Annotated in this window: 8 protein-coding genes; all 8 read left to right on the top strand. The window is 50.0% G+C overall.

The window, feature by feature from the left end:
- The first annotated feature begins 63 nt into the window (after positions 1 to 63).
- Complete coding sequence (locus tag BLU30_RS12285; RefSeq protein WP_090246797.1) at positions 64 to 1,650, top strand: ClC family H(+)/Cl(-) exchange transporter; 1,587 nt, start codon at positions 64 to 66, stop codon at positions 1,648 to 1,650.
- Between the two features lie 334 nt (positions 1,651 to 1,984).
- A complete protein-coding gene (gene rpoB / locus BLU30_RS12290) occupies positions 1,985 to 5,683 on the top strand; it encodes a DNA-directed RNA polymerase subunit beta (RefSeq protein WP_090246807.1) in 3,699 nt (1,232 codons plus the stop codon).
- Between the two features lie 24 nt (positions 5,684 to 5,707).
- Complete coding sequence (gene rpoC, locus BLU30_RS12295; protein WP_090246799.1) at positions 5,708 to 9,478, top strand: DNA-directed RNA polymerase subunit beta'; 3,771 nt, start codon at positions 5,708 to 5,710, stop codon at positions 9,476 to 9,478.
- A 92-nt stretch (positions 9,479 to 9,570) separates the two neighbouring features.
- Positions 9,571 to 9,810 (top strand): ribosomal L7Ae/L30e/S12e/Gadd45 family protein, encoded by a 240-nt coding sequence (locus tag BLU30_RS12300; RefSeq protein WP_090246800.1) that lies wholly within the window; start codon positions 9,571 to 9,573, stop codon positions 9,808 to 9,810.
- A gap of 54 nt (positions 9,811 to 9,864) precedes the next feature.
- Positions 9,865 to 10,239 carry a 30S ribosomal protein S12 gene (rpsL, locus tag BLU30_RS12305; RefSeq protein WP_090246801.1) on the top strand — a complete coding sequence of 125 codons (375 nt, stop codon included), beginning with the start codon at positions 9,865 to 9,867 and terminating at the stop codon, positions 10,237 to 10,239.
- Positions 10,240 to 10,422: 183 nt separating this feature from the next.
- Positions 10,423 to 10,893, top strand: coding sequence for a 30S ribosomal protein S7 (gene rpsG / locus BLU30_RS12310; protein WP_090246803.1), 471 nt, complete (start codon positions 10,423 to 10,425; stop codon positions 10,891 to 10,893).
- A 15-nt stretch (positions 10,894 to 10,908) separates the two neighbouring features.
- Positions 10,909 to 12,984 (top strand): elongation factor G, encoded by a 2,076-nt coding sequence (gene fusA, locus BLU30_RS12315; protein WP_090246804.1) that lies wholly within the window; start codon positions 10,909 to 10,911, stop codon positions 12,982 to 12,984.
- A gap of 69 nt (positions 12,985 to 13,053) precedes the next feature.
- On the top strand, positions 13,054 to 13,715 hold a 662-nt coding region (locus BLU30_RS12320), incomplete at its 3' end, for a GTP-binding protein (protein ID WP_143024244.1).

Here is a 13,715-nt window from a genome sequence, read left to right on the forward strand (position 1 = left end):
TCCTTTTGTTTCAATGGAATTCGTGGTACACTAAAGTCATATTAGAGATAAAGGATGTTAATAATGAAGAATCAATGGGATGTCAAGGGAATACTGGAAAAACGACAAAACCTGCGTTATATACTCGTGGGAGAAGCTGCGCTTGTTGGCCTGGCCGCTGGACTGGTGGCCGTGGCTTATCGCTTTGCCATGGCCTGGTCTTTTAACCTCCATGCGTACATTCTGGAGGCTGCCGATGATCAAACCGGTCTCGTTTTTGCATTTTTTGGATTTCTGGTGGTATTGGCCCTGGCGGTCTCGGTCCTCATGAAATGGGAGCCGTTCATCACGGGTTCCGGCATTCCCCAGGTAGAGGGGGAGCTTAAGGGGTATTTCGATATGCCCTGGTGGCGGGTTATTGTTGGTAAGCTGGCGGGCAGCCTCCTCTGCATTATCGGCGGCCTTTCCCTGGGGCGGGAAGGCCCTTCGGTACAGCTGGGAGCTATGAGCGGCAAGGGTTATTCCCGGGTCATGGGGCGGGGAAATATGGAGGAACGGTATCTGATTACCTGCGGTGCCAGTGCTGGGCTGGCGGCTGCCTTTAACTGTCCCTTGGCCGGGGTGATGTTCGCCCTGGAGGAGGTCCATAAAAGCTACTCCGTCATTATCCTTTTCTCTGCCATGACAGCGGCGGTTGTGGCGGATTTCGTTTCAAAACTTTTCTTTGGGATGTCTCCGGTTTTCCACATTCCGGTGACCCAGGCCCTTCCTTTAAAGGATTATTGGATACTCTTACTCTTTGGCATCATCATCGGTCTGGCAGGGGCCTTCTTCAATAAAAGCATGGCTGTTACGGGAAAGATTTATGATCGTCTGACTTTTATCGCGCCACGGTTTCGCCCAATGATTCCATTTTTGGTTGCTGGTGCATTGGGATTCGTGCTTCCCCAGGTATTGGGCGATGGGCATCTCATGCTGGATGCCCTGAGTGCCGGGGAGGTCGGTTTCCAGATGGTTTGTCTCCTCCTGGTGGTTAAATTTCTTTTCTCTATGATGAGCTTTGGCTCTGGTGCTCCAGGGGGCTCTCTGGCCCCTATGCTGGTCATTGGCGCTTATATTGGTGGTTTTTGCGGTCAGCTGGCCGTCATCGGTCTGGGCATGGACCCTGGTCTCGTTAATAATTTTATCATTTTAGCCATGGCGGGCTTTTTTACCGCTGTGGTCCGGGCACCGCTGACGGCCATCGTGCTGGCCAGCGAACTGACTGGCTCCTTTAGTCATATGATTTCCCTGGCTTTGGTGGTGATTATCGCAGAGGTTACCATTCAGTTTATGGGATCAGAGCCATTGTACGATGCTTTACTTAAGAAGCTGCTGGCCAGGGGAGAGGCAGATACTTTGGAAGAAGAAGGCTCAGACGAAAAAACCATTATTGTACGAACGGTGGGGAGTGGCTCGGTTTTAGATGGCAGTGCCATTTCAGAAATCCCCTGGCCCGAAAGCAGTTTGGTGGTGGGGATTATCCGGGAGGATCACGAATTCATCCCCAATGGGCGCACCATCGTACAAGCGCGGGATCGCCTGACCCTTATTGCTGATGTGGATCATCTCCGGGAGGTCAAGGGGGCGTTGATTCGGTTGTGTGAGGAACGATTAAATATCGATGAATAGAAGAAATTTATTTAAGTGGTTTCTTTTTTCTTGACATTCGCAAATGGATGTGTTTTAATAATAAATTGCAATAGAAGAATTTCGTATGAAAAAGGCTGCAATGGCACGCGGACTCGCTGATCAAAGGTGAGTTGAACGAGTAATGGGATGCGTGTTTCTGACTGATCAAAGGTTGGAAGTTCATTGGAACCTTTGTTTTTTCGCTGTCTGGAACCTTTTCAGGTTTCCACTTCCTTAGGCTATAGTGTAGCATATTTTATGGTAAATGCAAGGAAAAAGACAGATTGTCACTTTGGCATATAAATTCATTTGGTAGGAGAAAAATTTTATGGTAATGACTCATCCCGTACAATACGGCTTGCGGACCAGACAGAGTTTTTCCAAAATCAAAGAGGTTTTGGAGATGCCCAATTTATTGGAAGTCCAGTTGGATTCCTATAAATGGTTCATCGAAAAGGGGCTTCAGGAAGTTTTTGACGATGTCCACGAGATTTCGGATTATACTGGAAATCTTGTGCTGCAGTTCGTCGATTATTCCATCGAAGGTGACCCCAAGTACACCATTGAAGAGTGTAAAGAACGTGATCAGACTTACTATGTCCCCCTGCGGGTAAGGGTTCGCCTGATTAATAAAGAAAAGAATGAGGTCAAGGAGCAGAAGGTCTATATGGCCGATCTCCATAAGATGACGGATACCGGGACCTTTATTGTCAATGGGGCGGAACGTGTCATCGTCAGTCAGTTGGTCCGTTCACCGGGTGCCTATTATACCCTGACCCGGGATAAGCTTGGGAAAAAGCTGTATTCAGCCCAGGTCATCCCAAACCGTGGGGCATGGCTGGAATATGAATCGGATTCCAACGATATCGTCTATGTCAAGATTGACCGGACCCGAAAGCTGCCCCTGACGGCGCTGCTGCGGGCCTTTGGGTTGGGAACCAACGAAGAGATTTTAGATGTCTTCGGGGAGGACTATCGCCTCCTGGAAACCATCCAGAAGGATATTGCCAACGATAATAATTCCACCACCGATGGACTCCTTGAAATTTACAAGCGTCTGCGTCCCGGTGAACCGCCAACAGTGGAAAGTGCAGAATCCTTGCTGAATTCCATGTTCTTTGACGACCGCCGCTACGATTTGGCCAAGGTGGGACGTTATAAATATAATAAGAAGCTGGCCCTGGCCCGCCGCCTGACGGGTCAGGTGATTGCAGAGGATGTGATCAATCCTGAAACCGGTGAGGTTTTAGCCGAATCCGGACAGAAGATCGACCGGGAAACGGCCTGGGAAATCCAGAATGCCGGCATCAATGTGGTGGATGTTTTGGTTAACCACAATGGTGAGGACAAACAGGTTCGGATTATTGGGAATGGCTTTGTGGATATTCACAAGCAGGACATCCCCTTTGATATTAGTGATCTGGATATCCATGAGCTGGTGTACAAAGAAGTGCTGGATGAAATTTTAGAATCTGACATGACCGATGAAGAAAAGCACAAGGCGATGAAGAAACGGATGGATGAACTGCTGCCCAAGCACATCCTCCATGCCGATCTCTTTGCCACAGTGTCTTACTTCCTGGGTCTGGATTATGATATCGGCAGCATTGACGATATCGACCATCTGGGGAACCGTCGTCTGAGAAGCGTCGGTGAGCTGCTCCAGAACCAGTTCCGTATCGGTCTCTCCCGGATGGAACGGGTGGTCCGGGAACGGATGTCTGTTCAGGACGATGAAATCTTAACCCCCCAGAGCCTCATTAATACTCGCCCGGTCAATGCGGCCTTAAAGGAGTTCTTTGGAAGCTCCCAGTTATCCCAGTTTATGGACCAGAACAACCCGCTGTCTGAGCTGACCCATAAGCGGCGTTTATCGGCTCTGGGACCTGGCGGGCTCTCCCGGGAGCGTGCCGGGTTTGAGGTTCGTGACGTTCACCATAGCCACTACGGCCGGATGTGCCCAATTGAAACCCCTGAAGGTCCGAATATCGGCCTGATTGGTTCTTTGGCGACCTTTGCCCGGGTGAATGAGTATGGGTTTATCGAAACCCCCTATCGTCAGGTAAAAAATGGGATCGTCACCGATGAGTTCCATTATTTGGCTGCGGATGAAGAAGGGGAATTCGCCATTGCCCAGGCCAATGAACCCCTGGATGATAATGGTCATTTTGTCCACGAGCACATCACTGGCCGTGCGGGGATGACCCGTGAGTTTGTGATGATGGCACCAGACGAGGTTGATTACATGGACGTTTCCCCAAAACAGGTCGTTTCGGTGGCAACGTCTCTCATCCCATTCCTGGAAAACGATGATGCTAACCGTGCCCTTATGGGAGCTAACATGCAGCGTCAGGCCGTGCCGCTGCTCATTCCAAAGGCCCCTGTGGTGGGGACCGGGATGGAACACAAGGCCGCCAAGGACTCTGGGGTCTGCGCCATTGCAGAACATGCCGGGACTGTGGAATATGTTTCTGCAGACGAAATCCGGATTCGGGTGGATGCAGACGGCAGCCTGGAAAAACACCATCTCCTTAAATTCAAACGCTCCAATCAGGGGAACTGTTTTAATCAAAAGCCCCTGGTGGATAAGGGACAGCATGTGGACGCCGGGGAAATCATCGCCGATGGTCCAGCCACTGAAATGGGTGAGTTGGCCCTGGGGCGCAATGCCTTAATCGGCTTTATGACCTGGGAAGGGTACAACTACGAAGATGCGGTCCTTCTCAATGAAAACCTGGTGAAGGAAGACAAATACACCTCCATCCATATTGAGGAATTTGAATGTGAAGCCCGGGAAACCAAACTGGGACCAGAAGAAATCACCCGGGATATTCCCAATGTCGGGGAGGATGCCCTTAAAAACCTGGATGAACGCGGGATCGTGTTTGTCGGGGCAGAAGTCAAATCCGAGGATATCCTGGTGGGTAAGGTCACCCCCAAGGGTGAAACCGACCTGTCCGCAGAAGAAAAACTTCTCCGGGCGATCTTCGGCGAAAAGGCCCGGGAAATCCGGGATACCTCCCTCAAGGTGCCCCATGGGGAATCCGGGATCGTAGTGGATGTCAAGGTCTTCTCCCGTGCTAATAAGGACGAGGATTTAAAACCGGGTGTCAACACCATGGTTCGGGTTTACATTGCCAAGAAGCGGAAAATTTCCGTTGGGGATAAAATGGCTGGCCGTCATGGGAACAAGGGGGTTATCTCCCGAATCCTGCCCCAGGAGGATATGCCTTTCTTACCCGATGGTACACCTTTGGATATCGTGCTGAATCCCCTTGGGGTGCCGTCTCGAATGAACATCGGCCAGGTGCTGGAGGTTCATCTCGGGATGGCCCTGAAGGAATTGGGCTGGCATATTGCGACGCCGGTTTTTGACCCGGCCAATGAAGAGGATATTGAAGACCTTCTGGAAAAGGCAGAGCTGCCCCGGGATGGGAAGATCCAGCTCTACGATGGCCGGACGGGTGAGCCCTTTGATAACCGGGTTACCGTTGGCTATATGTACTACTTAAAACTCCATCACCTGGTTGATGATAAGATGCATGCCCGTTCCACGGGACCGTATTCCCTGGTAACCCAGCAGCCATTGGGCGGGAAAGCCCAATTTGGTGGCCAGCGTTTCGGGGAAATGGAAGTGTGGGCCCTGGAAGCCTATGGCGCGGCCCATACCCTCCAGGAAATCCAGACCATCAAATCCGATGATGTGGTGGGCCGTGTGAAGGCTTACGAAGCCATTGTTAAGGGTGAAAACATTCCGAAACCGGGAATTCCAGAGGCTTTTAAGGTCCTGATGAAGGAATTCCAGAGTTTAGGTCTGGATGTCACCATCTACAACGATGAAGAAAAAATTGAAGTGCTGGATACGGATTATATTGATGAATCGGAAACCGTCCTTGAGGACCCGGTAACCGAGGATATTCTGGATGATGTCCAGGATGCGAAATTCTTTGACGAAGCCGAATACGACGAAGATGAAGATATGATCCAGATTATCGATGCTGAAGATATAGACAGTGAAGATTCTCTGTTGTAGGAACCGAAAGGAGCAATTCACTTAATGAATGATGAAATCATCTTCAAATCCTTACAGATAGGTTTGGCTTCCCCTGAGAAAATCAGAGAATGGTCAAGGGGAGAGGTTAAGAAGCCTGAAACTATCAACTATCGTACCCTCAAGCCTGAAAAAGAAGGTCTGTTTTGTGAAAAAATCTTCGGACCCACCAAGGATTGGGAATGTAACTGTGGGAAATATAAGCGCATCCGCCACAAGGGCATCGTCTGTGAAAATTGCGGTGTCGAGGTCACCCGGGCAAAGGTCCGTCGTGAGCGCATGGGCCATATCGAATTGGCGGCACCGGTTTCCCATATTTGGTATTTCAAGGGGATTCCCAGTCGAATGGGACTCATCCTTGAAATGTCCCCCCGAAATTTAGAAAAAATTATTTACTTTGCTTCCTATGTTGTCACTGATCCAGGGGATACTCCCCTGGCTTACAAGCAGGTGCTTTCTGAACGGGAGTACCGGGAAGCCAAGGAAGAATACGGCGGACGTTTTTCCGCTGGTATTGGGGCTGAAGCCATTCAGGAGCTGCTATGTATGGTAGACTTGGACCAGGATGCGGAAGTCTTGAAAGAAGAGCTGGCTGACAGCTCCGGGCAGAAGCGAATCCGTATCGCCCGCCGTTTAGAAGCCATTGAGGCATTCAGAACTTCTCACAATAAACCGGAATGGATGATTCTGGAAACCATTCCTGTTATTCCGCCGGAGCTGCGTCCTATGGTTCAGTTGGATGGCGGTCGGTTTGCGACATCAGACCTAAATGACCTGTATCGCCGGGTCATCAACCGGAATAATCGGTTGAATAAATTGCTGGAACTGGATGCTCCAGATATTATCGTGCAGAATGAAAAGCGGATGCTCCAGGAGGCCGTGGATGCCCTGATCGATAATGGCCGCCGTGGCCGGGCTGTGACGGGGCCGGGGAATCGTCCCTTCAAATCCCTTTCGGATATGCTCAAAGGGAAACAGGGCCGTTTCCGTCAGAACCTCTTAGGGAAGCGTGTGGACTATTCTGGCCGTTCCGTTATCGTGGTCGGGCCGGAACTTAAAATGTACCAATGTGGGCTGCCCAAGGAAATGGCCATCGAGCTGTTTAAGCCCTTTGTGATGCGGGAGCTGGTGTCCCGCCAGCTGAGCCAGAACATCAAGAGTGCCAAAAAGATGGTCGAAAAGCTGGATCCCATTATCTGGGATGTGCTGGAAGACGTCATCCATGAACATCCAGTGCTCTTAAACCGTGCCCCTACCCTTCACCGCCTGGGTATTCAGGCCTTTGAACCAGTATTGGTGGAAGGCCGGGCCATTAAGCTCCATCCCCTGGCATGTACCGCTTACAATGCTGACTTTGATGGGGACCAGATGGCTGTCCATGTCCCGCTGTCCATGGAAGCCCAGGCAGAAGCCCGCTTCCTGATGATGGCATGTAATAATATCTTAAAACCCCAGGATGGGACCCCGGTAGTCGTACCCTCCCAGGATATGATCCTTGGGACCTACTATATGACCCTGTATCGTGAAGATGCCAAGGGAACGGGTTCGGTCTTTATGGATCAGGACGAAATGGAAATGGCTTACTTTAACCGGACGGTCGATCTCCATGCCATGGTTAAGGTCCGCATGACCAAGGAAATTGACGGTGTCATGGAAACCCGACTGGTAGAAAGCACCGTTGGCCGATTCTTATTCAACCAGATTCTGCCCCAGGATATGGGCTTTGTCAAACGGGAAACCGTGGATGACATGTTCAAGCTGGAAGTCGATATGCAGGTGGATAAAAAGGTTCTGACTCAGATTGTCGATAAGTGCTTTAAGGTTCATGGCCCCACGTTGACCTCTGAAACCCTGGATGAAATCAAACGTCTGGGATATGCCTTCTCCACCCGTGCCGCCATTACTGTTGGGGTTTCTGATATGCAGGTGCCTGGAGGCAAGGAAAAAATCCTGGCTGAAGCAGATAAAAAGGTCGAAGCCAACTTAAAACTCTTCCGGCGCGGTTTGATTTCAGAAGAAGAACGGTATCAAAATGTCGTGGCGATTTGGAATGATGCCACCGACGAAGTTACCGATGCATTGTTAGACCACCTGGATCGTCTGAATCCAATTAACATGATGGCCGACTCCGGGGCCCGTGGTTCCAAAAACCAGATCCGTCAGCTGGCGGGGATGCGAGGGCTGATGACCAACACCACCGGCCGGGTTATCGAACTGCCAATCCGTTCCAACTTCCGTGAGGGGCTGGACGTTATGGAATTCTTCTCCTCCACCCATGGTGCCCGTAAAGGGCTGGCGGATACCGCCCTGCGAACCGCCGACTCCGGGTATCTGACACGACGCCTGGTGGACGTGTCCCAGGATGTTATCGTCCGGGAAGAGGATTGTGGGACGACGGAGGGCTATGAAGTCACCGCCATTAAGCAGAAGAACGAAGTTATCGAACAGCTGGGAGAACGCTTGGCTGGTCGTTATGCCTTTGAGGATGTCATGCATCCGGAAACCGGGGAAATTCTGGTGGAAAAGGATCAGGTCATTTCCAGTGAAGTGGCCGATGCCATTGAAAAGGCAGGGATCGAACGGGTCCTGATCCGCTCGGTGCTCAACTGTAAGGCGAAGCATGGGGTTTGCCGGAAGTGCTACGGTGTGGATATGACGACCTGGAAGCCTGTGGAAATCGGCGAAGCCGTTGGGACCATTGCGGCCCAGTCCATCGGGGAACCAGGGACCCAGCTGACCATGCGTACTTTCCATACCGGTGGGGTTGCCTCCGCCGACGATATCACCCAGGGGCTCCCCCGTGTTGAAGAACTTTTTGAAGCCCGGAAGCCTAAAGGCCAGGCCATTATTTCTGAAATTGCTGGCCGGGTGGAAATCAATGAGGGTAAGAAAACCGAAGCCGTCGTGATTGGCGAAGATATGTCGTCTAAAACCTATCTCATTCCCTATGGCTCACGCCTGCGGGTACTGCCCGGCGACCATGTGGAAGCTGGCGAGCCCCTGACAGAAGGGTCCATCAATCCCCATGATATTTTGGATATCCAGGGTGTGGAAGCCGTCCAGCACTACCTGCTGTCGGAAGTTCAGAAGGTTTATCGGCTTCAAGGGGTGCATATCAGCGACAAGCATATCGAGCTCATTGTCCGTCAGATGCTGCGTAAGGTCAAAATCGAAGATGCTGGAGATACCGGCTTAATCACCGGTGCGGTGATGGATATCTTCCAGGTGATCGAGGCCAATGAATTAGCTATGGATATGGGTCTGAAGCCCGCGGTAATGATCCGGGATTTGATGGGGATTACCAAGGCCTCCCTGGCCACGGATTCCTTCCTGTCCGCCGCGTCCTTCCAGGAAACCACTCGGGTACTTACCGATGCGGCCATCAAGGGCAAGGTGGATCCACTGATGGGACTGAAGGAAAATGTCATCATCGGCCAGTTAGTTCCAGCCGGTACCGGGGTGCCCCAGTATAGCAACCTGACCCTGGAATACGATCGGGAAGAGCCAGAAGATGATTATTACGAAGAAATCGAAGAAGAGGAAGTCGTCATCGATGATCTCGGTGATGGCGAATCCGTCAACCTTGATGACGTGCTCATTGACGATAACACCATTATGGAAAAGGTGGTTGAAGAGGAAATGCGCTCCCTGGAAAAGGACGATGTACTCTCCGCTGCCTTTGATATGTTCGATATGGATTTTCTCTCTGTTGAGGCAGATGGAGAAGATTCTGAATCAGAAGAAGATGTCAATGCGGTCATCGATATTGATGAATAAAAATTGAAAGATTTACCGCTTGACAGTTTTACATTTGATGTGTATACTAAATAAGTATGCTTATTTAATGGTGTAAGTGGAGGATGTTTCACATGACTGAGTTTAAAGAATTACCGAAGGTCATCGGAATGAAGCAAACGTTGAAACAGCTGGAGACCGGATGCGTGATTAAAGTCGTGCTGGCTGAAGATACCGATGAGCCATTAAAAGAGAAAATCATCAAAGCCTGTGGGACGGCTGATGTTCCCGTCATTACCTGCAGGAGTAAGCAAGCTCTCGGTAAAGAGAGCGGCATCGAACGGGATGCGGCAGTGGTCGCGTTACTCAAATGATTAATCATCCCAAGGGGATTGTTAATAAATAATAAAAAGGAGGTGCAGCACTGAATGCCTACCATTAATCAGCTTGTTAAGCAAGGAAGAAAGCGTGCGGAATTAAAAACCAAAACGCCGGCTCTGAAACAAAACCCTCAGAAACGTGGTGTTTGTACAGCAGTCAGAACATCGACACCTAAAAAACCAAACTCAGCCCTGAGAAAGATTGCCAGGGTTAAATTGGTCAACGGTATGGAAGTCACGGCTTATATCCCAGGGATCGGTCATAACCTGCAGGAACATAGTATCGTTCTTGTTAAGGGTGGTCGTGTTAAGGATTTACCAGGGGTTCGTTATAAGATTATCCGTGGTGCCTTAGATACCGCAGGCGTCGAAGACCGTAAGCAAGCTCGATCCAAATACGGGGCTAAGAAGCCTAAGAAGTAGTGCATCGTACTGCATCTAGAAATAGATCGCGTATGAATAGCACAACGACCGTATAGTCGAGTACCGATGAACATCTAATGTTGCGGTGCTGTCCAAATCTTGATTTGGGCCACAGCACCCATACAAGGCTTGCCCAAGAGCCGAAGGCGATTGGAAGCAAGCTACTGTTAAGGAGGGAAGAAAGTGCCTAGAAAAGGACCTGTTCCAAAGAGAGAAGTTCTCCCCGATCCAATTTACGGCGATGTTGTGGTCACTAAGTTGATCAATAACATTATGCTGGATGGTAAAAAGGGAGTCGCTCAAAGAATCGTCTATGACGCATTCGCAAAAGTAAGTGAAAAAACCGGTAAAGATGCTCTGGAAGCATTCCAGGAAGCTCTGGCAAACATCACACCGGTGTTAGAAGTTAAAGCAAGACGTGTCGGTGGTGCCACCTATCAGGTGCCAATCGAAATTCGTGCGGACCGTAAGCAAGCACTGGCCCTGAGATGGCTGGTCACCTTCACCCGCAAGCGTTCCGAAAGAACCATGAAGGACCGTCTCGCTGGGGAAATCATGGATGCCATCAATAATAGTGGCGGCGCTGTGAAAAAGAAGGAAGATACCCACGCAATGGCGGAAGCCAACAAGGCGTTCGCACACTATCGTTGGTAGTACAAGGAGTTATTTGTGCCTAGAGAATATAGCTTAGAAAAAACAAGAAATATCGGGATCATGGCGCATATCGATGCTGGGAAGACGACCACCACCGAACGTATCCTTTTTTATTCCGGAAAGATCCATAAGATTGGCGAAACCCACGACGGTGGCGCCCAGATGGACTGGATGGAACAGGAACAGGAACGTGGGATCACCATTACTTCCGCAGCGACGACCTGCCACTGGAAGGGGAACCGAATCAATATTATCGATACCCCTGGCCATGTGGACTTTACGGTGGAAGTGGAACGTTCTTTGCGTGTTTTAGATGGCTCCGTTGCCGTCTTCTGCGCAAAGGGTGGTGTTGAACCGCAATCCGAAACCGTTTGGCGTCAGGCGGACCAGTACAATGTTCCGCGTATGGTCTATATCAATAAGATGGATATTACCGGAGCCGATTTTTACCACGCAGTGGATATGATCCGGGATCGCCTGGGTGCCCACCCGGTCTGCATTCAATTACCCATTGGTAAGGAAGCAGACTTTATCGGCATCATCGATCTGGTCACCATGAAGGCTGAAATCTACAAGGATGATTTAGGTGAAGATTTCGAAATCACCGATATCCCTGAAAATATGCAGGAAGAAGCTGAAGAGTATCGCGATAAGATGCTGGAAGCCCTGTCCGAAGTGGATGAAACCATCATGGAAAAATACCTGGAAGGTGAAGCGGTTACTGAAGAAGAAATCAAAGCTGCCATCCGTAAAGGGACCTGTAATGTTGAAATGGTTGCCGTCACCTGTGGTTCTTCTTACAAGAACAAAGGGGTTCAGATGATGCTGGATGCCGTGGTGGATTATATGCCATCACCTCTGGATGTTGCCGCTATTAAAGGAACTAATCCGAAGACTGAAGAAGAGGACGAACGTATCGCAAGTGATGATGCCCCATTCTCCGCTTTAGCCTTCAAGATTATGACCGACCCCTATGTTGGGAAGCTGGCCTTTATGCGTGTGTACTCCGGGACAGCAGAAGCTGGCTCTTATGTCAGCAACTCATCCAAGGGCAAGCGTGAACGTCTGGGACGTATCCTGCAGATGCATGCCAATCACCGTGAAGAAATCACCAAGGTTTATACCGGTGATATCGTCGCTGCTGTTGGCCTGAAGGATACCACCACCGGGGATACCCTGTGCGATATGGATCATCCCATCGTACTGGAATCCATGGTCTTCCCGGAACCGGTTATCGATGTTGCCATCGAACCGAAGACCAAGGCTGGTCAGGAAAAAATGACCGTTGCCCTGCAGAAGCTGGCAGAAGAAGATCCGACCTTCCGTACCCATACCGATGAAGAAACCGGCCAGACCATTATTTCTGGGATGGGTGAACTTCATCTCGATATCATTATCGACCGGATGCTGCGTGAATTTAAGGTGGAAGCCAATATCGGTCAGCCTCAGGTTGCTTATAAAGAAACTATCACCAAGACGGTTGATGCTGAAGGGAAATTTGCCCGTCAGTCCGGTGGTCGGGGTCAGTATGGTCACTGCCTGATCACATTGGAACCCCTGGAAGCCGGTTCTGGCTTCGTCTTTGAAAATAAGACAGTGGGTGGTTCCATTCCAAAGGAATATATCAACCCAATTCAGCAGGGGATTCAGGAAGCCATGCAGAACGGCGTCCTGGCCGGCTACCCGGTTTTAGACATCAAGGCATCGGTCTATGATGGCTCCTACCATGAAGTCGACTCCTCAGAAATGGCCTTTAAGGTGGCAGGGTCCATGGCTTTTAAAAACGGGATGCGTAAAGCAGATCCTGTGATTATGGAACCTGTGTTCAAGCTGGAAGTTGTTATTCCTGAAGAATACATGGGCGATGTTATGGGGGATATTAACTCCCGTCGTGGCCGTGTTGAAGGGATGGAAATGCGTGCAGGTGCCCAGGTTATTAATGGGATGGTGCCGCTGTCCGAAATGTTTGGGTACGCCACTTCTTTGAGAAGTAAGACCCAGGGACGTGGTGTCTACACCATGCAGTTCTCCCACTATGAAGCAGTGCCTAAGAGCGTTGCAGAAAAAATCATGGAAGGTAAAGCCAAATAAGGCGTTACCCTTTTCTTAAACATAAGTCTGGATAACAGATACGAAAATTTACTAAAGGAGAAAAATCAAATGGCAAAAGCAAAATTTGAAAGATCCAAACCCCATGTTAACATTGGTACCATTGGTCACGTCGACCACGGTAAAACCACTCTGACCGCAGCAATCACCACCGTATTAAACAAACGTTACGGTTCTGGTGAAGCGGTTGCCTTCGAAAACATCGATAAGGCTCCCGAAGAAAGAGAACGTGGGATCACCATCTCCACCGCTCACGTGGAATATGAAACCCCTGAACGTCACTACGCTCATGTGGACTGCCCGGGCCATGCCGACTACGTCAAAAACATGATCACCGGTGCCGCTCAGATGGACGGTGCTATCCTGGTTGTTTCCGCTGCTGATGGCCCCATGCCTCAGACACGTGAACATATCCTCCTGTCCCGTCAGGTTGGCGTGCCCTACATCATCGTCTTCTTAAACAAAGCCGACATGGTGGATGACGAAGAATTACTCGAACTGGTTGAAATGGAAGTGCGTGAACTCTTAGACGAATATGAATTCCCAGGAGATGACACACCCATTGTTATTGGTTCTGCACTGAAAGCTCTGGAAGATCCCGATGGGGAATGGGGCGACAAGATCGTTGAACTTATGGAAGAAGTCGACAAATATATTCCGGAACCGGAACGTGACACCGATAAACCCTTCCTGATGCCTGTGGAAGACGTCTT

The sequence above is a fragment of the Eubacterium barkeri genome, from assembly GCF_900107125.1.
In the GTDB taxonomy this organism is placed as follows: domain Bacteria; phylum Bacillota; class Clostridia; order Eubacteriales; family Eubacteriaceae; genus Eubacterium_O; species Eubacterium_O barkeri.

Bases quoted from the DNA above. Each gene is read 5' to 3' on its own strand.
- BLU30_RS12285 (WP_090246797.1), top strand. From the start codon at position 64: ATGAAGAATCAATGGGATGTCAAGGGAATACTGGAAAAACGACAAAAC.
- rpoB (WP_090246807.1), top strand. From the start codon at position 1,985: ATGACTCATCCCGTACAATACGGCTTGCGGACCAGACAGAGTTTTTCC.
- rpoC (WP_090246799.1), top strand. From the start codon at position 5,708: ATGAATGATGAAATCATCTTCAAATCCTTACAGATAGGTTTGGCTTCC.
- BLU30_RS12300 (WP_090246800.1), top strand. From the start codon at position 9,571: ATGACTGAGTTTAAAGAATTACCGAAGGTCATCGGAATGAAGCAAACG.
- rpsL (WP_090246801.1), top strand. From the start codon at position 9,865: ATGCCTACCATTAATCAGCTTGTTAAGCAAGGAAGAAAGCGTGCGGAA.